Raw genomic sequence first — 19,681 nt, forward strand, 5'->3', positions numbered from 1 at the left:
GAGGGGTACGGGGCGATGCCACACGAGAGACTGGATTGCGTGGCTTCGCAGCTACCCTCATCCGCCCCTTCGGGTCACCTTCTCCCGGAGGGAGAAGGGAACAGCCATGCAGGGCTGCGTTATCTTTTACGTCAGGCGCTTTGAGGCGAGGGCGCGACGCTGTGCGCCGTATTGGGCGCGATCAGCGCCAACTGCGCGATGGCATCCTGCACCACCTCCGCCACCGTGGCGTCCACATCCACCGATACCACGTCGGCTTCGTCCAGCGGCAATTCCAGTGTCTGCAACTGGCTGTCGAGCAGGCTGGCCGGCATGAAATGGCCGGCGCGCGCGCTCAGGCGTGCGGCGATCACGTTCGGGGCCGCGTGCAGGAACACGAAGCGCAGCGGAATGCCGCTGCGGCGCAGCAATTGACGATGCGTGCCGCGCAAGCCCGAGAACGCGAGCACCACCGACTCGCCGGCCTGGACGCAGTCACGCAAGGTGGCCGCCAGCAACTCCACCCAGGGCAAGCGCATCGCATCGGTGAGCGGTTGGCCTGCGGCCATCTGCGCGCGTGCGGCCACGCTGTGGTAATCGTCGGCGTCCAGAAAACGGTAGCCGTAATGCGCTGCCAGGGCCTGCGCGATGGTGGTCTTGCCGCTGCCGGAAACGCCCATCACCACGATGGCCAGGGGCGAAGCGGACGCGGGTGTAGCGGGGGCTGCGGTGTCCATCACGTCAGGTTATATCTCCGGAGCGATTCGGCATTTTGCCGGATTTCACGTTGGCGGCAGCCGATGCGTGGTGTAGCGTCGGCGCTCCTCGCCAGGTGAGCGGGCCGCCCAGCGTAACGGCGCGCTCGGCCGGGTTCAACGCACTCCAGGGTCTGCCGATGCCGTCATCGCCTGCACCGTCTCCTGCATCGGCGCGCCTGCGCTGGCGCGAAAAGCTGGGCTACGGCGCCGGCGATCTGGGCCTGAATCTGTACTGGGCCAACATCTCCGCGTTCTTGCTGATCTTCTACACCGACACCATGCATCTGCCGGCAGCGGCGGTGGGCACGATGATCCTGTTGACCAAGATCGCCGATGCGATCGCCGATCCGGCGATGGGGGCATTGGCCGATCGCACGCGCAGCCGATGGGGCAAGTTCCGCCCGTACCTGCTGTGGGGCGCGGTGCCGATGGCGGTGACCGGTGTGCTGGCCTACACCACGCCTGCGCTGGACCAGAACGGGCGCATGTGGTGGGCCACGATCAGCTTCCTGGTGATGATGCTGGCCTACACCGTGGTGAGCATTCCGTACTCGGCATTGTCGGGCGTGATCACCGCCGACAGCAGCCAGCGCACCAGCTTGATCAGCCTGCGCTTCATCGCCGCGTTCGCCGGCACCACGCTGGTCAATTACTGCACCCTGGACCTGGTGGCGTGGCTCGGTGCCGGCAACGATGCGCTGGGCTGGCAGCGTACGATGATGCTGTACGGCGCGGTGGCGGTGGCGCTGTTCGTGACCGTGGCGCTGACCACGCGCGAGCGCGTGCAGCCACCGCCGCAACAGCGCACGCCGGTCCGCCGGGACATCGCCGACCTGCTGCAGAACAAACCCTGGTGCGTGCTGTTCGTGCTGTCGTTGATCATCATGATCACCATCGTCATGCGCGGCGGTGCGGGCGTGTATTACCTCAAGTACTACGTGCAGCGGCCGGAGCTGACCGGGCTGTTCCTGGGCGGCTATTCGGTGTCCTTGGCGGTGGGCGCGGCGATCACGCCGCTGCTGACACGGCATTGGGACAAGCGCCAGTTGATGACCGCGCTGATGGCGATGGTGGGCGTGTTGAGCTGCCTGATGTTTTTCATTCCTGCCGATGCGGTGTGGGCGATCTTCGCGTTGAACATGTTGATCGGGCTGGCGCTGGGGCCGAAGTCGCCGCTGGCCTTTTCGATGTATGCCGACAGCGCCGACTACACCGAGTGGCGCACCGGCCGGCGCGCCACCGCGATGACCTTTGCCGCCGCGACCTTCTCGCAAAAGCTCGGTGGCGCGCTGGCGTCGGCCGGCATCGCCTGGGTGCTGGCGGGCATGGGCTATGTGGCCAACAGCGCGCAGTCGGCCGGGTCGTTGACTGGCATCGTGCTGCTGCTGACGGTGATCCCGGGCGCGGTGGCGCTGCTGGCGGCCTGGACCATGCGTTTCTATCCACTCGATGACGGCTTGTTGCGCCGCATCCAACACGAACTGGCCGCGCGCAAGCGCGACGAACAGGAGCACCGCTGACCGTGTCCGCACTTTCCCAGGCTGATTCCAGCACCACGTCCAACGACGATCTGTCCGCGTTGCTGGCGCCCAGCGCCGACGGCACGCGGTATGCGCTCTACAGCCCCACCGCGATGCCGAACGCGGGCGCATTCCTGTGGAACCGCCGCATGATGCTGCAGCTCACCTGCCGTGGTTACGCCACCGGGCAGTTCATGCAGCCGGAGCCGGCCAAGTACGCCCATGCGCCACTGCTGGAGGCGCGCAACTTCATGATGCCCGAGCAGCCCTACTACGCGCATCATCCCGGGCGTTTCTTCTATCTCAAGGACGAAGACAGCGGCGCGTTGTATTCGGTGCCGCACGAACCGGTGCGCGCGCCGCCGGAGCAGTTCGTGTTTTCCGCCGGCAAGCACGATGTGCGCTGGCGGGTGCGCCATGACGGCATCGTGGTGGAGCTGTGTGTGGCGTTGCCCACCGACGATGCGGTGGAGCTGTGGGAGTGCCGCGTGCATAACCTGTCCGGCCGCACGCGCCGGCTCAGCCTGTATCCGTATTTCCCCATCGGCTACATGTCGTGGATGCATCAGGGCGGTGCCTACGAGCCGGCGCTGGGCGGCATCGTCTGCCGTAGCGTGACGCCGTACCAGAAGGTGCAGGATTATTTCCGCCAGCGTGACTTCAAGGACTGCACCTTCCTGTTGCACGAGCAGCCGCCGGTGGCCTGGGACGCGCAGCAGATAGCCTTCGAAGGCGAGGGTGGCCTGCATGCGCCCTCGGCCATCCAGGCCGAGCAGCTGGGCAATAGCCAGGCGCACTACGAGAATCCGGCAGCCGCGTTGCAGTACCGGCTGACGCTGGAAGCCGATGCGGCCAGCGTGTATCGCTTCGCGTTCGGGCCGGCCAAGGACGATGCGGAGATCGCCGCGCTGCGTGCGCGTTATCTGTCCGAAGCCGGCTTTGCTGCCGCCGCGCGCGACTACGCGCAGTATCTGCAGGGCGGGCAGGGCTGCGTGCAGATCGCCACGCCCGATCCGGCCCTGGACAACCTGGTCAATCATTGGTTGCCGCGGCAGGTGTTCTATCACGGCGACGTCAATCGCCTGACCACCGATCCGCAGACGCGCAACTATCTGCAGGACCACATGGGCATGGCCTACCTGCAGCCGGCCACCGCACGCGCGGCGTTGCTGCACGCGCTCTCGCAGCAGGAATCCAGCGGTGCGATGCCGGACGGCATCCTGCTGGTGGAAGGCGCCGAGCTGAAATACATCAACCAGGTGCCGCATACCGACCACTGCGTGTGGTTGCCGATCTTCCTGAGCGCCTATCTGGCCGAAACCGGCGATGCCAGCGTGCTCGACGCGGTGGTCCGCACGCAGGACGGGCAGGCGCTGAGCGTGGCCGAGCGCCTGGATGCGGCCATGCAATGGTTGCTGGACGCACGCGACGCCCGCGGCCTGAGTTTCATCGCCCAGGGTGACTGGAACGACCCGATGAACATGGTCGGCTGGCGCGGCAAGGGTGTGTCCGGCTGGCTCACCGTGGCCACCGCGTATGCACTGCGGCTTTGGTCGGGCATCTGTGCAGCGCATGGGCGAAGCGCGCAGGCAGAAACGTTTGCGCAGGCCGTGCAGACGGTCAATGCCGATGCCAATCGGGAATTGTGGGACGGCAACTGGTATGCGCGCGGCATCACCGACGACGGCGTGCGCTTCGGCATCGCCGACGATGTGGAAGGACGCATCTATCTCAACCCGCAGAGCTTTGCGCTGCTGGCCGGCACCGCCGATGCCGCGCAGCGCGACGCCTTGCTGGAGGCGGTGCGCGACCAGCTGCATACGCCGTACGGGCCGGTGATGCTGGCCCCGGCGTACACGCATATGCGCGATGACGTGGGCCGGTTGACGCAGAAGTGGCCGGGCGCCGCGGAAAATGGCGCGGTCTACAACCATGCGGTGGCGTTCTACCTGTACAGCCTGTACCAGATTGGCGAAGCCGACCGCGCCTGGGAGATCCTGCGCGCAATGCTGCCCGGCCCCACCCGCGAGGACGTGCTGCAGCGCGGCCATCTGCCGGTGTCGTTGCCCAATTACTATCGCGGCGCCTGGCATCAATATCCGCGCACGGCCGGGCGGTCCAGCCAGCTGTTCAACACCGGCACGGTGGCCTGGGTGTATCGCTGCGTGCTCGAAGGTCTGTTCGGCCTGGTCGGCGAGGGCGATGCATTGGCGATCCGCCCGCAGCTACCCACGCACTGGCCGCACGCGCAGGTGACGCGCCAGTTCCGCGGCGCGCAGTTCGAGGTGACGCTGACACGGGAGCCGGGACGCACGCAGGTAGACGTTGACGTGGATGGAGCCGCTTGCCCAGACCAGCGTGTGCACGGCATCGTCGCCGGCCGTACGTATCGGGTGCAGGTGCGCCTGCCGGGCTGACGGCCCTCCCCCGCCCTTCGGGCACCCTCTCCCGCAGGCGGAGAGGGGGGCATTTGCCGGCCGGACTGCGATCTGGCCGGAACGGCTCAGCCACTCATGTGGCGCTTTTTTTGGATCTGAAGCTTCGGCGTGGCGGAATCGGCTTGGCGGAACAACAAACGGCTGACCGGTAGCGCACTGCAGACGCCCAGCAGGGAGACGTGGTCCAGGCGGACACACCACGCCTGAGCCAACGCGGATCACTCCCTTCTCCCGCGTGCGGGAGAAGGTGCCCGCAGGGCGGATGAGGGGCGTCTGACGCTTAACTCTCCGCCAACCAGTCCGGCACGAACCCTCAACCCCCAATCCCGATTCCCCACTGCGTAAACTCCCAGGCTCGCCTCGCGCCGCCTAGGAACGCCCCTTGGTCTCAAGCTGGATCCTGCTGCTGGTTTCCGTCGGCTATGCCGCGCTGCTGTTCGGCGTGGCGTGGTGGGGCGACCGTCGTCCGCTGTACCCGGAGCGGCCGTGGCTGCGGCCAGCGGTCTACAGCCTGGCGCTGGCGGTGTACTGCTCGTCGTGGACCTTCTACGGCGCGGTCGGCTCGGCGGTGCGCAACGGCATCGGCTATCTGCCGATCTACCTGGGCCCGCTGCTGTTGCTGCTGTTCGGCTGGCGCATCATCGAGCGGCTGGCGCTGATCGCACGCGCCGAGAACACCGTTTCCATCGCCGATTTCATTTCGTCGCGCTATGGCCGTTCGCGGCGGCTGGCGGCGCTGGTGGCGGTGATCGCGCTGATCGGCATCGTTCCGTATCTGGCCCTGCAGTACAAGGCGGTGGCGATGAGCCTGGAGGTGCTGACCGGGCATAGCAGTGCCGGGCGCGGCATCTTTGCCGATCCGGCGCTGTACGTGGCGCTGTTGATGGCCTTGTTTGCGACCTTGTTCGGCACCCGCCAGGTCGATGCCACCGAACACCACCGCGGCATGATGCTGGCGATCGCGCTGGAGTCGGTGATCAAGTTGATCGCCATCGTCGCGGTGGGCCTGTTCGCCTGGGTGTGGCTGAGCGATCACCAGGTGCCCATCGCCGACTCGGCGCGCACCTTGTTCGAGCACACCCCGTCGGTGGGCTTCATTTCGCAGACCTTGCTGAGCTTCCTGGCGGTGATCTGCCTGCCGCGCCAGTTCCATGTGGCGGTGGTGGAATGCAGCGACGTGGGCGACATCCGGCGCGCGCGCTGGTTGTTCGGCGCCTACCTGGTGATCATCTCGGCGATGGTGGTGCCGATCGCATCGGCCGGCGTGGCCTTGTTCGGCAAGGGCAGCACGGTGGTCGACGATGCGGTGGTGCTGGCGCTGCCGCTGAGCCAGGGTAATACCGTGCTGGCACTGGTGGCGTATGTGGGCGGGTTTTCCGCCGCCACCGGCATGGTGATCGTGGCCAGCATCGCGTTGGCCACGATGGTCAGCAACGACCTGGTGATGCCGGTGCTGCTGCGCCGCCGTGGCAGCGCAGATGCGCGCGCGGCGGTGGCCTCGCGGGTGTTGTGGATTCGTCGCGTCGCCATCCTGCTGCTGGCGCTGATCGCCTACGGCTACCACCGCAGCGTGGCCAACGACACCACCTTGGCCGCCTACGGCCTGATGGCCTTTGCGGCAGTGGCGCAGTTCGCACCCGGGGTGATCGGTGGGCTGTACTGGCGCGGCGCCAGCCGCAAGGGCGTGGAGACCGGCATGGTGCTGGGCTTCATGACCTGGATCTACACGCTGCTGCTGCCGGCCGCCACGCGCGCGGGCTGGCTGCAGCCGGACTGGCTGGTGGACGGGCCGTTCGGCATCGCCTGGTTGCAGCCGCAGCAACTGTTCGGCATGCATGGCTGGGACCCGCTGGCGCATGGCACGTTCTGGTCGCTGCTGATCAATGTCGGCGCGATGATGCTGGTCTCCGCACGCTGGCGCCCCGGGGTGGACGAACGCCTGCGCGCCGCACCATTCCTGGACCCGTACGCGCAGCGCCCGGCGGTGGCCGGCGACTGGCCCGGGCATGTGCGCGTGGCCGACCTGCAGGCCCTGGCCGAGCGCGTGGTGGGCGAGCGGCATGCGCACCGCGCCTTCGTCGACCAGGCGGTGCTGCTGGAGCGCGAGCTGCAGCCCACCGTGGTGGCCGATCGCGCCTGGGTACAGTTCACCGAGCGCCTGCTGGCCGCCTCGATCGGCGCGGCCTCCGCACGCCTGGTGTTGACCAGCCTGTTGCGCGGTTCGGGCATGGACCTGGGCGAGGTGGTGGCGGTGCTGGACGAAGCCGGCCAGGAGCTGCGCTTCAACCGCGAGATCCTGTCCACCACGCTGGAAAACATCAGCGCTGCGGTCAGCGTGGTCGACCCGGACATGCGCCTGACCGCGTGGAATCGCCGCTACCAGCAGCTGTTCGGCTATCCGGACGGCATGCTGTATGTCGGCCGCCCGGTGGCCGACCTGATCCGCTACAACGCCGAGCGCGGCGAGCTGGGCGAGGGCGATATCGAAGACCAGATCGATCGCCGTATCCGCCATATGCGCGCCGGCTCGCCGCATGTGTTCGAGCGCACCCGCAGCGACGGCAAGGTGATCGAGATGCGTGGCCAGGCGCTGCCCGGTGGCGGCTATGTCACCAGCTACAACGACATCACCGACTACAAACGTGCCGAACGTGCGCTGCTGGACGCCAACGAGAACCTGGAACAGCGCGTGGCCGATCGCTCGCGCGAGGCCGAGCTGGCCCAGCAATCCAAGACGCGTTTTCTGGCTGCCATCAGCCACGACGTGTTGCAGCCGCTCAATGCCGCGCGGCTGTTCGCCTCGGCGCTGCGCGAGAGCCACCAGAGCAACGAGGAGCAACGCCATCTGGCCGAGCGCGTGGATGCCTCGCTGCGCGCGGCCGAGGAGTTGCTCGATGGCCTGCTCGACGTCTCGCGGCTGGATGCCGGCGGCCTGCGGCCCACGGTCGAGGACTTCGATGCCAGCGCGCTGATGCATGAACTGGCCGCGCAATACGCGCCGGTGGCGTCCAGCCGCGGCCTGCAGCTGCAGGTGCACAGCCGCCCGCTGTGGGTGCGCAGCGACCGCCGTCTGCTGCGCCGGGTGATGCAGAACTTCCTGGCCAATGCGCTGCGCTACACGCGCCAGGGCCGCATCGTGCTGGGCATGCGCGGCCGCGGCGACCAGGTGGAGCTGCAGGTGTGGGATACCGGCCCGGGCATTCCCGAGCACCACATGCGGCAGATCTTCGAAGAGTTCCGCCGCTATCAGCAGCCGTTCGACTGGGGCGAGCAGGGCCTGGGGCTGGGCCTGTCGATCTGCCAGCGCATCTCGCGCCTGCTCGACCACGACCTGAGCGCGCGCAGCCAGGTCGGCCGCGGCAGCATGTTCTCGATCCTGCTGCCGCGCGTGGCGGCAGTGCCGCTGCCACCGGTGCTGCCGGTGGCAGCGGCGCGCGCGCTGCCCAGCGGCGATTCGCTGGCGGGCCTGCGCGTGCTGTGCGTGGACAACGACCGCGAAATCCTCGACGGCATGCGCGCCTTGCTCGGTCGCTGGCAGGTGGAGGTGATCACCGCCAGCACGGTGGATCAGGCGCTGGAACGCGCGCGCGAGCAACCGGACCTGATGCTGGTGGATTACCACCTGCACGACCGGCTCGATGGCCTGGACACGCTGGATGCGCTGCAGGCCGCCGCCCCTGCACCGATTGCCGGCGCCCTGCTCACCGCCGATGGCCGCGATGAACTCAAGCAGCTCGCGCGCGAACGTGGCTATCGCCTGCTGACCAAACCGGTGAAGCCGGCCTCGTTACGCGCGTTCCTGAGTGCGCATCACGATGCGAAAACGCGCTGACGGGTGCATCCCTGCCATCACCGCGGCATGCGGCGATGCAGTCGGCATCGAGTAAACATCCACGATGCCGACCGCGCACGGAGCGCACTGCCATGCATCGTAGGAGCGCACCCGGGCGCGAGGGGCTTTATCGATAACGCCTCGTCGCGCCCAGGTGCGCTCCTACGGCAGACTGCTGCGTGCTGCGCGGCGCCGCTGAGGTGTTCGTAGAGGATGACGCTGCCGACGATCACCAGGATCACGCCACCGAGGATCTCGGCGCGCTTGCCGATCAGGTTGCCGAGCACGCGGCCCAGCACGCGGTCTAATACGCGGCCCAGCTTGACGCCTGCGGTGGTCATGCACGGAGCGCACTGCCCTGCATCGTAGGAGCGCACCTGGGCGCGAGGGGCTTTATCGATAACGCCTCGTCGCGCCCAGGTGCGCTCCTACCGGAGAACGCTGCGTGCTACGCGGCACCGCTCAGGTGTTCGTAGAGGATGACGCTGCCGACGATCACCAGGATCACGCCGCCGAGGATCTCGGCGCGCTTGCCGATCAGGTTGCCGAGCACACGGCCCAGCACGCGGTCTAATACGCGGCCTAGCTTGACGCCTGCGGTGGTCATGCACGGAGCGCACTGCCCTGCATCGTAGGAGCGCACCCGGGCGCGAGGGGCTTTATCGATAACGCCTCGTCGCGCCCGGGTGCGCTCCTACCGGAGAACGCTGCGTGCTACGCGGCACCGCTGAGGTGTTCGTAGAGGATGACGCTGCCGACGATCACCAGGATCACGCCACCGAGGATCTCGGCGCGCTTGCCGATCAGGTTGCCGAGCACACGGCCCAGCATGACGCCTGTGGTGACCATGCTGAAGGTGCACAGCCCGACCACCACCGCCACCACGCCGATATGCACGTCCAGAAACGCCAGGCTCACGCCGACCGCCATCGCATCGATGCTGGTGGCAAAACCCGTGGTGGCCAGGGCGAGCAGGCCGTGCCGTTTTGGCGTGTCGGCAGCTGCATCTTCAATCTCGTCGGCTTCGTTGCGCAGGCCGGCCACAATCATGTGCACGCCCAGGCCGCCGAGCAGCACGAAGGCAATCCAGTGATCGAACGCACGCAGGTGGCTGGACGCGGCGCGCCCCAACAGCCAGCCGATCACCGGGGTGATCGCCTCGATGCTGCCGAAGATCAAACCGGCGCGTAGCGCATCGCGCCACTGCGGCTTGCGCATGGCCGCGCCCTTGCCGATCGCTGCGGCAAACGCATCGGTGGACATCGCAAAACCGATCAACACAATGGAAAACGGGGACATCGACATTCTCGGGTTGGGCACGATCGCAACGACATGCGCCCGCGCCAACCGTTGTTGTGCGCGCATGCCGCTGGTCTCGCCAAACCACGATTGGTTGCCTGCACCACGGCGCAATGGCCGAGTATGTTGATGCAGGCGCTTTCGATGGACGAAAGCAGGCTACTCCCCAAGGGGCGCGCAGTGTATCAACGCACGACCGCGTTCGGGGCATTCGCACCGAACGCGAAGGTCGGTCTGATCTTTATAGCCGTGGCTATTGCGACCGGGTATTTACGCGGATTTTTTGCCTTGTTTCCAGGCGCCAGGGCCCGTACGGCAGGTCCACCCACCGGTCGGATGTGGTGCCCGATTGCCTTGGCTATGCTGACGAACGGTCTCCACGCCGATGAAGCAGGCAGCGAAAAACGTTGGGGAAAAGCCGCTGATGTGGGATGTGCCGCAAGCAGTGCGATATGGAGCTCCGTGGCTGGACGTGCGTGCGTACATGCGCCGGCGCCGGCTTGCCGCTGTCTTTCAGGACGCCGATGCAGGCATGCAGCGATCAGCAACATGCACAGATGCGCCGCTCTCCGGAACACTGCGATGTGCGCGGCCTGCGACGCCGCAGCGGGTGCACGCGACACCGGTCGCGTGGAGCGCGATGGCCAGGCTGCCCTCGCAGCTGCAGCACTCCGGAAAAATCACCCAGCGCTACACGCACAGGCTCAGCCGCACAGCGGGTAGACGCCAGAGCCAACCGCCGGCAGCGCGCAGCGGGGAGCCACCAGCACCGACGCAAACAAGCGCCCGGCCCGGGCCGCTGCTACAGCAACGCTGCGGAGATCTCCGCCGTCGCCGCGCACAAGGCCTGCAGCGCCGCGTGCGGGCCGACCAGCTCCGGGCGGCGCGCGATGAACGGAACGGTCAGCGTATAGGTCGCGCTGCCGCGTTGCAGGATCGGTGCTGTCAGGTCGACCACGCCCACCACCGCTTCGCTGGGCTGCATGGCATAGCCGTCGTTGCGCGCCTGCGCGGCGGCCGCCAGGAACCGCGCACGTTCGAACGGCACCTCGCTGGCGTCGAGCATGTCCAGCCAGCGCGCCTGCACCTCCGGCTGCTGGAACGCGAACAGCACCAGCCCGGAACTGGAATGGGTCAGCGGGCGGCGATGGCCCGGGCGCACCACCAGGCCCAGGTCGCTGGGCACGTCCATCTGCGCGATCACCACGATCTGGTCGCCGGACGGTGCCACCAGGTGGCAGGGCTGACAGATCGCATCGGCCAGCCGCCGCATCACCGGCAACGCCGCCTCGCTGATGCTCTGCACCTGCGGCTGCTGCATGCCGAGCATGAACAGCCGATTGGTCAACACATAGTCGCCCTCGCCGTCGCGGGTGAGATAGCCGCGCTCCTCCAGCACCTGCAGCATGCGGAAGATCTCCCCGCGCGAGCGGCCGATGCCCTGCGAGATCGCGCCCATGCTCATCGGCTGGGCCTGGCGGGCGAGCAGCTCGAGGATGTCCAGGCCCTTGTCCAGGGCGGGGGCGCGGTACTTGGCGGGTTCGGTGCTCATCCGTCTGCGGCTCCAGGCAAGGCTGCGGCGCGCCAGGGTACAGGCATCGCGGGCAGCGGTGAGGGTCGGCCCTCGCGTGCAAATATAAACAAAGTTTTTATATTTGCATGGTGCTGGCCTGCGCAGTACGCTCGCCGCACAGCAACGCAAGCGCCACAGCCTTGGGAGGGGATCGGTCGCATGCATCACAGTGACATTGCCGCGTCACCGCGCGGCAACCTGGCGCGTACCGCCATGGTTCCCCTGTTGTTGATCGTCAGCCTGTTCTTTCTATGGGGCATGGCCAACAACCTCAACGACATCCTGATCAAGCAGTTCAAGAAGGCCTTCGAGCTGACCGACCTGCAGGCAGGCCTGGTGCAGAGCGCGTTCTACCTGGGCTATTTCGTGTTCGCGATGCCGGCGGCGATGTTCATGCGCCGCTACAGCTACAAGGCGGCCGTGGTGCTGGGCCTGCTGCTGTATGCATGCGGCGCGTTCCTGTTCTATCCGGCCGCGCAGGTGCATACCTACTGGCTGTTCCTGCTGGCCTTGTTCGTGATCGCCAGCGGCCTGGCGTTCCTGGAAACCACCGCCAACCCGCTGGTGACCGTGCTCGGCCCGGCAGAAGGCGCGGCACGGCGATTGAACCTGGCCCAGGCATTCAACCCGTTGGGCTCGATCACCGGCGTGCTGGTCGGCCAGCACTTCATCTTCTCCGGCGTGGAACACACCCCGGCCGAGCTGGCGGCGATGACGCCGGCCGCGCGCGCGGCGTTCTTTGCCACCGAATCGGCGGCGGTGCAGACGCCGTACCTGGTGATCGGCATGGTGGTGGTGGTGTGGGCGATCCTGATCGCGCTGGTGCGCTTTCCCACCGGCGATGCCGGCCCGGGCGAGGCTGCGCCCAGACGCGCACGCTTTAGCGAATTGCTGCGCAACCGGCTGTTCGTATTTTCGGTGGTGGCGCAGTTCTTCTACGTGGGCGCGCAGGTTGGCATCTGGAGTTATCTGATCCGTTACCTGCAGGATGCGGTGCCAGGCACGCCGGAGAAAAGCGCGGCCACCTATCTGACCATCTCGCTGGTGCTGTTCATGGCCGGCCGTTTCATCGGCACCGCGCTATTGCGCTATCTGGCGCCGGCCAGGTTGCTGGCGAGCTTTGCCACGATCAACCTGGTCTTGTGTGCGGTGGCGATCGCCTTCCCCGGTTGGACTGGCCTGTACGCGCTGGTGGCCGCAAGCGTGTTCATGTCGGTGATGTTTCCGACCATCTTTGCGCTGGGCCTGGACGGCATGCATGACGATGCGCGCAAGCTGGGCTCGTCCTTGCTGGTGATGTCGATCATCGGTGGTGCGCTGCTCACCGCGGTGATGGGCGCGGTGTCGGACCTGGCCGGTATCCACTGGGCGATGGTGGTGCCGGGTGGGTGCTTTGCGGTGATCCTGCTGTTCGCGTTGCGCGCACGGCGCGCGGCGCCGGTGATTGCTGGGGCAGGCGCATGAGCACGCGGCGGCTGTGCTACGTGCTGGATCTGCACGACGATGCGCAGTTGATCGCCGAGTACGAGCGTTGGCATCGGCCCAGCGAGGTCTGGCCGGAAGTGGTGGCCTCGTTGCAGCAGGCCGGCATCCTGGAGCTGGAGATCTTTCGCAGCGGCGACCGCCTGGTGATGCTGATGGAGGTCGGCGACACCTACGATCCGGCGGCCAAGGCCGCGCGGGATGCGGCCGATCCGCGGATCCAGGCCTGGGAAGACCTGATGTGGCGGTTCCAGAAACCGCTGCCGGGCAGCGCGCCTGGGGAGAAGTGGCGCGAGGCGGGGCGGATCTTTGCATTGAGTGCGGCGATCGACGCGCAGCGCTAGCCGTGCCCCTCGTCCGCCCTTCGGGCACCTTCTCCCGCTTGCGGGAGAAGGGAGCAGTCGCTTGGCGGGGCTGCGGTCCGGCCGGCCTGGCAGTATCGGGTGGGGCGCTTGTGGGTCTGCGTCTTCGGCCTGGCGAACGGCTGACTGGCAGCATGCTGCAGACGCCCGACGGTGGGGACATGGCGCAGACGCCTACCCTACCTGAGTCAACGTCGATCACGCCCCTCTCCCGGGTGCAGGAGAAGGTCCCCGCAGGGCGGATGAGGGGTTGCGTGCTCAGTCCTCGGCGTTGCCGGCCAGATCTTCGACCCAGAAACGTTCACCTGGATGGCGGAGCCGTTCCGGCCGCATCGCAGTCCCGGCCGGCCAACCGCTTCCTTCTCCCGCGCGCGGGAGAAGGTGCCCGCAGGGCGGATGAGGGTTGCGTGCTCAGTCCTTGGCGTTGCCGGCCAGATCTTCGACCCGGAAACGTTCACCTGAATGGCAAAGCCGTTCCGGTCGCATCGCAGTCCCGGCCGGACAACTGCTTCCTTCTCCCGCGCGCGGGAGAAGGTGCCCGCAGGGCGGATGAGGGGTTGCGTGCTCAGTCCTTGGCGTTGCCGGCCAGATCTTCGACCCAGAAACGTCCTTCCGGATAGCTGAACTCCGCGATCGAGGACGCATGCATTTCCGCCGAGAAACCCGCTGCCTCCGGGGCCAGGTAGCGGCCATGCCGGATGCGCACCGGGTCGAGGAAATGCTGGTGCAGGTGGTCGACGAATTCGATCGCGCGGTCTTCCATCTTGCCGGTGATGGCGACGAAGTCGGCCATGGCCAGGTGTTGCACCAGTTCGCACAGGCCGACGCCGCCGGCGTGCGGGAACACGCGGATATTGAACTTGGCGGCCAGCAGCAGGATGGCGAGGTTTTCGTTGACCCCGCCCACGCGCGCGGCGTCGATCTGGATCAGATCCACCGCGCCGGCCTGCAATAGCTGCTTGAACACCACCCGGTTCTGAGTGTGCTCGCCGGTGGACACCGGCACCGGGGTGATGCCCTGGCGGATCGCGGCGTGGCCGAGCACATCGTCCGGACTGGTGGGTTCCTCGATCCAGGCGATGTCGAATTCGGCCAGCTGGCGCATCCAGTCGATCGCCGGGCCCACGTCCCAGCGCTGGTTCGCGTCCACCGCCATCGCGATGTCCGGGCCGATCGCCTCGCGCGCCAGGCGGCAGCGGCGGATGTCGTCCTGCACGTTGGCGCCGACCTTGAGCTTGATGGTGCGGAAGCCGTCGGCCACCGCTTCCTTGGCCAGGCGCACCAGCTTTTCGTCCGAGTAGCCGAGCCAGCCGGGCGAGGTGGTGTAGGCCGGATAGCCCTGTTCGATCAGCGTGGCGATGCGTTGCGCGCGCTGCGGTTGCGCCGCGCGCAGGATCGCCAGCGCTTCGTCGCGGGTGAGCGCGTCGGTGAGGTAGCGGAAGTCGATGGTGTCGACCAGCTGCTCGGGCGTGAGTTCGGCGATGTAGCGCCACAGCGGTTTTTTCGCCGCGCGCGCTGCCAGGTCCCAGGCGGCGTTGATCACCGCGCCGATCGCCATGTGCATCACGCCCTTTTCCGGGCCCAGCCAGCGCAGCTGCGAGTCGTTGGTGAGCCGGCGCGCGAACGCACCCAGATCGGCGATGACCTCGTCCACCGACAGGCCGACCACGTGCTCGGCCAGTGCGGCCACCGCGGCGGTCTGCACATCGTTGCCGCGGCCGATGGTGAACACCAGGCCGTAGCCGGCCAGGTCATCCGGCGCATCGGTGCGCAGCACAACATAGGCGGCCGAGTAATCCGGATCCGGATTCATCGCATCCGACCCATCGAGCTCGCGCGAGGTGGGAAAGCGGACGTCGTGGGTGTCGAGGGCGATGATGGTGCGCATGGAGGTCCTGGGCGATGGAAACGAAAATTAGAAGCGCGCGGAGTAAGACGGAAACGAAGCAGGACTCCAGAGCCTCTCTCCCACCGGGAGAGGGGCTTCGGGCTGCATCGTGCCGGATGTATTACGACTTGCCTTGGCCGCTATCTCTTTCCAATGCGGAAAAAGGTGCTGAGGAAAGAGGCCTCAAGCCGCATCGCGCGGATGCGCCACCACCGGCTGGCGCTGGCGACCCAGCCCTTCGATCTCCAGCTCCATCACGTCGCCCGGCTTCAGGTACACCGGCGGCTTCTGGCCCAGGCCCACGCCCGGCGGGGTGCCGGTGCTGATCACATCGCCCGGCATCAGCGTCATGTAGCGGCTGATGTGGCTGACCAGTTCGGCCACGCCGAACACCATCGTGCGGGTGCTGCCGTTCTGGTAGCGGTGGCCGTTGACGTCCAGCCACATCGACAGGTTCTGCGGGTCGGCGATTTCATCGCGGGTGACCAGCCACGGGCCGATCGGGCCGAAGGTGTCGGCGCTCTTGCCCTTGACCCACTGGCCGCCGTGTTCGAGCTGGAATTCGCGCTCGGACAGGTCGTTGATCACCGCGTAGCCGGCGACATGGTTCAGCGCCTCGTCCACCGAGACATCGCGCGCGACATCGCCGATCACCACGCCCAGTTCCACTTCCCAATCGCTCTTGACCGAGCCGCGCGGGATGATCACGGTGTCGTTCGGCCCGGTCACCGCGGTGGTGGCCTTCATGAACAGGATCGGCATCTTGGGCACGTCCATGCCCGATTCGGCGGCGTGGTCGGCGTAGTTCAAGCCCACGCAGATGAACTTGCCGATCTGCCCCACGGCGGCGCCATAGCGCAGCTCGCCTTCGAGCAGCGGCAGCGTGGCCACATCCAGCGCACGCAGTTTGTCCAGGCCGGCATTGGTGATGTGCTCGCCGGCCACATCGTCGATCACGCCGCTCAGATCGCGGATGCGGCCTTGGTCATCGATCAGGCCGGGACGTTCCTGGCCGGGGGCGCCAACGCGTACGAGTTTCATGCAGTCTTCCTTTGCAGGTGAGGAATGGAGCGGCCAGCAACGCTGGCGCGCGTGCATCGGGTGGGTAAGGACGGCGGGCGCAAACCGAGGCGGACGAGCGGGACGCATCGCATCTGGCAGTGGTGCGCGGCGCCGCGATCCATCGTCGTACTCAGTTCGACCAGCCGCCATCGATGATATGGGTCTGGCCGGTGGTGAACGACGATTCGTCCGAGGCCAGGTACACCACCAGCTGCGCGATTTCGCGCGGGTCGCCCAGGCGGCCCATCGGCTGGCGGTCGGTGAAGCTCTTCCACACGGCCTGTTCGTCGCCGCCCAGCGCCTTGACGCGCTGGCCCAGCGACGGCGTCTTGATGGTGCCGGGGCAGATTGCGTTGCAGCGCACGCCCTGGGCCACGTAATCGGCGGCAATGGCCTTGCTCAGGCCGATCACGGCCGCCTTGGTGACGCCGTAGACGAAGCGGTTCGGCACGCCCTTGATGCTGGAGGCCACCGAGGACATGTTGATGATGCTGCCGCGGCCGCGCTCGAGCATGCCCGGCAGCACCGCCTTGCAGGTGTAGTACATCGCATCGACGTTGATCGAGAACGAGCGGCGCCAAGCCGGCTCGTCGCAATCGAGGATGCTGCCCTGGTGCACGAAGCCGGCACAGTTGAACAACACATCGAACGGGCCGTGCGCGGCGACCAGGTCGGCAACCGCCGATGCATCGGTGACATCCAGTAGCTGGGTGGTGATGGCATCGGATTCGGCTGCCAGCGCCTGTAGGGCCGCGGCGTCGATATCGGTGGCGATCACCTGCGCACCGGCACGCGCGCAGGCCAGCGCGCTTTCGCGGCCGATGCCGGCGCCGGCGGCAGTGATCAGGCAGCGCTTGCCATGCAGGCGGTCGTTGGGAGTTGCAGGGATCGAGACAGTCATACCGAAGAGGTTCCGTGGGTGGGGGCCGCCGGCCGTGGCAGACGATAGAACGTGCGTGCGTTGTCGCCGAACACCGCTTTGGCATGGCCGTCGGCGTGTGTGGCAACCAGGTGCTGTGCGATCTCAAGCCACTGCGCATACTCGGCGCGCTGGGTCAGCACCGGCCAGTCGCTGCCCCACAGCATGCGCTGCGGGCCGAAGCGTGCGAACAGATGCGCGACATACGGCCCCAGCGCCTCCACGCCGGCGCCGCGCGCTGCTTCGGTGAGCAGGCCGGAGAGCTTGCAGTGCACGTTGGGATGCTGCGCCAGCGCGGCCATGCCGGCGGCCCAGGCGACGAATTCGCCCGCAGCGATCTGTGGCTTGCCGCCGTGATCGACGACCACGCGCAACTGCGGATGGCGCTTCAGGCGCGCCTGCAGTGCCGGCACATGCACGCTGCGGATCAGGGCGTCGAAGGCCAGGTCGTGCGCGAGCAGTGCGTCGAAGGCGGCATCCAGCGCGGGACTGGCCAGCCACTGCGCATCGGCGATGTCCTGCACCATCGGGCGCAGGCCCTTGAGCATGCCACTGCCTGCCTGCACCAGCGCATCGATGCGCGCGGCGGCATCGGGCGTGGCGAAATCGACCCAGCCCACCACGCCGGCAATGCGTGCATCGACGCGCGCCAGCTCGAACAGGTAGTGCGTTTCGGCCTCGGTCGCGGCGGCCTGCACCACCACCACGCCATCGATATCGGCAGCGTCCAGCGCCTGGCCGATATCGGCGGGGACGAAGTCGCGATACAGCGGCGCCAGTTCGGGCGTCAGCCAGTGGTAATCGCCACGGGCCAGCTGCCAGAAATGCAGATGCGCGTCGATGCGGCTCATGGCGTGGGCAGGTCCGCGTCGAGCAGGCCGTCATCGCGCAGGCGCTGCCACAGCGCAGGCGGAATCGATGCCTGCAGGCGCGTGGCGGCCGAGTGCACCTCGGCCACCGTCCGCATGCCGGCCACCACGGTGGTCACCGCCGGATGCGCCAGCGGGAACTGCAATGCGGCCGCGCCGATATCCACCCCGAACGCCGCGCAGGCTGCATACAGGCGCTGCGCATGCTGCAGGGTGGCGGCGTCGACCGGGGCGTAGTTGTAGGTCGCGCCGGGGCCGTGTGCGTCGCTGAGCAGGCCGGAGCTGTACGGGCCGGCCGACAGGATCGCCACGTTGCGCTGCTGCGCCTGCCCGAGCAGCGCGCGGGCGCCGTGCTGTTCCAGCAGCGTGTAGCGGCCGGCCAGCATCACGCAGTCGAGCGGAAAGCGTGGCAGCACCTCCAGCGCCACCTCCTGCTCGTTGACCCCCAGCCCGATCGCCCCGCAGGCACCGGCCGCCTTCAGCTCCGCCATCGCCGGCAAGGCCTCCTCCAAGGCCTGGCGCAGCACGTTGGCGTGGTTGTCGCCGTGGGTCAGCGCACCGATGTCGTGCAGCAGCAGCACGTCGATGTAGTCGGTGCCCAGGCGCTCCAGGCTGGAGGCAAACGCGCGCCGCACGCCGTCGGCGCTGTAGTCGAACTCGGCGCGCCGGCCCGCTACCGCAAAGCCGTCGCGCCCGGCGGTGGCCTGCGCGTCGTCGTGGATGCAGCGGCCGACCTTGGTCGACAGCGTGTAGGCGCTGCGCGGCACGCCGGCCAAACCACGGCCCAGGCGCGTCTCGCTCAGCCCGTAGCCGTAGTACGGCGCGGTGTCAAAGTGCCGGATGCCGGCCTGGTACGCAGCCGCCACCGCGGCCAGCGCCTGGCCATCATCGACCTCGGTGTACAGATTGCCGATCGGCGCGGCGCCAAACCCCAGTGCCGACAGCTGCACATCGGTGCCGCCCAGACGCTGCCGCGCAACGCTCACGCCGCACACTCCGCGCGCAGGGCGGTCGCGGGGCAGGTGCACACGGAATCTGGGAAGCAGGAGCTGGGCATCGCGACATCCACCAGCCGGCCGATGCCGGTCTGTTCGCATATGAATATCGCAATCATGAGTAAACAGATCACGCTGCAGTGCAGCATTGAGGGCCAAGGCCGATACGTGCGCCGTGCAGTGCCACGGTAGGCCGTCAGCCCGCCCCGCTCGCCAGCGTCGCACGACGTAGGACCCGGTCTGTATCGAAATCCTTGCCGCATGGCCTCGTGCGACGGGCGCAAGACAGGCACCAACGCTGCGCAAGCCACGTGCGGTTCAACCACAAGGCCTTCGTCGGCATCGGCGTTACGCCCGATACCATCAAGACCTACGAATACTCCGAAGAACTGGTGTGGGCACGCGCGCCCAATACGCACCGACGCATCCGCCTGCGTCTGAGCAACGAGGCGCATGTGGTGACCTTCGACTATTGCTTCGACGATGGCCGGCAGTGGATCCGCCACCCCACGCGCATGGAAATGTCCGGCTTTCACCACAACGTGTTCGGCGGCTTCCTGAGCCTGCAGCTCGGCATCTACGCTGCGCAGCAAGGCGCAGTGGTGTTGAGTGATTTCAGTTACCGCGCGCTGCGCTGAGCGCGGTCTGCAGCATCCAGCGATGCGGGTAAACGGCGGGGTCCGGGGGGACCCCGCCGTCAGACCT

At 67.4% G+C, this 19,681-nt stretch carries 13 protein-coding genes, 3 pseudogenes and 1 riboswitch; of the genes and pseudogenes, 6 read left to right on the plus strand and 10 right to left on the minus strand.

Annotation, left to right across the window (positions count from 1 at the left end):
• Positions 1–131: 131 nt before the first annotated feature.
• The gene (locus tag EO170_RS04585; protein WP_126943208.1) at positions 132–716 is read right to left on the minus strand and encodes a gluconokinase; all 585 of its coding nucleotides are present in this window, start codon (positions 714–716) and stop codon (positions 132–134) included.
• A gap of 158 nt (positions 717–874) precedes the next feature.
• Between EO170_RS04585 and EO170_RS04590 the strand changes: the two genes are divergently transcribed.
• From EO170_RS04590 to EO170_RS04600, 3 genes are all read left to right on the plus strand, one after another.
• The gene (locus EO170_RS04590) at positions 875–2,257 is read left to right on the plus strand and encodes an MFS transporter (RefSeq protein WP_119129889.1); all 1,383 of its coding nucleotides are present in this window, start codon (positions 875–877) and stop codon (positions 2,255–2,257) included.
• A gap of 62 nt (positions 2,258–2,319) precedes the next feature.
• Positions 2,320–4,674: an NdvB protein gene (locus tag EO170_RS04595; RefSeq protein ID WP_164740920.1), complete on the plus strand. Its 2,355-nt coding sequence runs from the start codon at positions 2,320–2,322 to the stop codon at positions 4,672–4,674.
• Positions 4,675–5,077: 403 nt separating this feature from the next.
• The gene (locus EO170_RS04600; protein ID WP_126942834.1) at positions 5,078–8,527 is read left to right on the plus strand and encodes a PAS domain-containing hybrid sensor histidine kinase/response regulator; all 3,450 of its coding nucleotides are present in this window, start codon (positions 5,078–5,080) and stop codon (positions 8,525–8,527) included.
• A 185-nt stretch (positions 8,528–8,712) separates the two neighbouring features.
• Here the strand turns inward: EO170_RS04600 and EO170_RS21575 are convergent.
• The 4 genes and pseudogenes from EO170_RS21575 to EO170_RS04615 form a co-directional block, all read right to left on the minus strand.
• Positions 8,713–8,826, minus strand: a pseudogene (locus tag EO170_RS21575) (manganese efflux pump); the annotation flags it as partial.
• 149 nt (positions 8,827–8,975) lie between these two features.
• Positions 8,976–9,092, minus strand: a pseudogene (locus EO170_RS21440) (manganese efflux pump); the annotation flags it as partial.
• Between the two features lie 149 nt (positions 9,093–9,241).
• On the minus strand, positions 9,242–9,826 hold the full coding sequence (locus EO170_RS04610; protein WP_126942840.1) for a manganese efflux pump MntP family protein: 585 nt from the start codon (positions 9,824–9,826) through the stop codon (positions 9,242–9,244).
• Between the two features lie 46 nt (positions 9,827–9,872).
• Positions 9,873–10,000: riboswitch (yybP-ykoY riboswitch) on the minus strand.
• Between the two features lie 628 nt (positions 10,001–10,628).
• On the minus strand, positions 10,629–11,378 hold the full coding sequence (locus tag EO170_RS04615) for a helix-turn-helix domain-containing protein (RefSeq protein ID WP_126942843.1): 750 nt from the start codon (positions 11,376–11,378) through the stop codon (positions 10,629–10,631).
• Positions 11,379–11,558: 180 nt separating this feature from the next.
• Between EO170_RS04615 and fucP the strand changes: the two genes are divergently transcribed.
• Positions 11,559–12,863 (plus strand): L-fucose:H+ symporter permease, encoded by a 1,305-nt coding sequence (gene fucP, locus EO170_RS04620; RefSeq protein WP_126942846.1) that lies wholly within the window; start codon positions 11,559–11,561, stop codon positions 12,861–12,863.
• Complete coding sequence (locus tag EO170_RS04625) at positions 12,860–13,225, plus strand: L-fucose mutarotase (RefSeq protein WP_104585593.1); 366 nt, start codon at positions 12,860–12,862, stop codon at positions 13,223–13,225. Before fucP ends, EO170_RS04625 begins: the two co-directional genes overlap by 4 nt.
• Before the next feature lie 583 nt (positions 13,226–13,808).
• On the opposite strand, the gene EO170_RS04630 is transcribed toward EO170_RS04625, so the two are convergent.
• The 5 genes from EO170_RS04630 to EO170_RS04650 form a co-directional block, all read right to left on the minus strand.
• Positions 13,809–15,131 carry an L-fuconate dehydratase gene (locus EO170_RS04630; RefSeq protein ID WP_115678112.1) on the minus strand — a complete coding sequence of 441 codons (1,323 nt, stop codon included), beginning with the start codon at positions 15,129–15,131 and terminating at the stop codon, positions 13,809–13,811.
• A gap of 183 nt (positions 15,132–15,314) precedes the next feature.
• On the minus strand, positions 15,315–16,172 hold the full coding sequence (locus tag EO170_RS04635; protein WP_126942849.1) for a fumarylacetoacetate hydrolase family protein: 858 nt from the start codon (positions 16,170–16,172) through the stop codon (positions 15,315–15,317).
• Positions 16,173–16,323: 151 nt separating this feature from the next.
• Complete coding sequence (locus EO170_RS04640; protein WP_104649882.1) at positions 16,324–17,094, minus strand: SDR family oxidoreductase; 771 nt, start codon at positions 17,092–17,094, stop codon at positions 16,324–16,326.
• The gene (locus EO170_RS04645) at positions 17,091–17,963 is read right to left on the minus strand and encodes an amidohydrolase family protein (protein ID WP_126942852.1); all 873 of its coding nucleotides are present in this window, start codon (positions 17,961–17,963) and stop codon (positions 17,091–17,093) included. Before EO170_RS04645 ends, EO170_RS04640 begins: the two co-directional genes overlap by 4 nt.
• Positions 17,960–19,003 carry an aldo/keto reductase gene (locus EO170_RS04650; RefSeq protein WP_343134521.1) on the minus strand — a complete coding sequence of 348 codons (1,044 nt, stop codon included), beginning with the start codon at positions 19,001–19,003 and terminating at the stop codon, positions 17,960–17,962. The genes EO170_RS04645 and EO170_RS04650 overlap by 4 nt, the downstream gene beginning before the upstream one ends.
• 290 nt (positions 19,004–19,293) lie before the next feature.
• On the opposite strand from EO170_RS04650, the pseudogene EO170_RS04660 reads away from it, so the two are divergent.
• Positions 19,294–19,614: pseudogene (locus EO170_RS04660) on the plus strand (xylan 1,4-beta-xylosidase); the annotation flags it as partial.
• Positions 19,615–19,681 lie beyond the last annotated feature (67 nt).

It is taken from the genome of Xanthomonas sp. BRIP62409, from assembly GCF_003992965.1.
Classification (GTDB): Bacteria; Pseudomonadota; Gammaproteobacteria; order Xanthomonadales; family Xanthomonadaceae; genus Xanthomonas; species Xanthomonas euroxanthea.

Coding starts and splice junctions, on each gene's coding strand:
- EO170_RS04585 (WP_126943208.1), bottom strand. CDS start 716: ATGGACACCGCAGCCCCCGCTACACCCGCGTCCGCTTCGCCCCTGGCC.
- EO170_RS04590 (WP_119129889.1), top strand. CDS start 875: ATGCCGTCATCGCCTGCACCGTCTCCTGCATCGGCGCGCCTGCGCTGG.
- EO170_RS04610 (WP_126942840.1), bottom strand. CDS start 9,826: ATGTCCCCGTTTTCCATTGTGTTGATCGGTTTTGCGATGTCCACCGAT.
- EO170_RS04615 (WP_126942843.1), bottom strand. CDS start 11,378: ATGAGCACCGAACCCGCCAAGTACCGCGCCCCCGCCCTGGACAAGGGC.
- fucP (WP_126942846.1), top strand. CDS start 11,559: ATGCATCACAGTGACATTGCCGCGTCACCGCGCGGCAACCTGGCGCGT.
- EO170_RS04625 (WP_104585593.1), top strand. CDS start 12,860: ATGAGCACGCGGCGGCTGTGCTACGTGCTGGATCTGCACGACGATGCG.
- EO170_RS04630 (WP_115678112.1), bottom strand. CDS start 15,131: ATGCGCACCATCATCGCCCTCGACACCCACGACGTCCGCTTTCCCACC.
- EO170_RS04635 (WP_126942849.1), bottom strand. CDS start 16,172: ATGAAACTCGTACGCGTTGGCGCCCCCGGCCAGGAACGTCCCGGCCTG.
- EO170_RS04640 (WP_104649882.1), bottom strand. CDS start 17,094: ATGACTGTCTCGATCCCTGCAACTCCCAACGACCGCCTGCATGGCAAG.
- EO170_RS04645 (WP_126942852.1), bottom strand. CDS start 17,963: ATGAGCCGCATCGACGCGCATCTGCATTTCTGGCAGCTGGCCCGTGGC.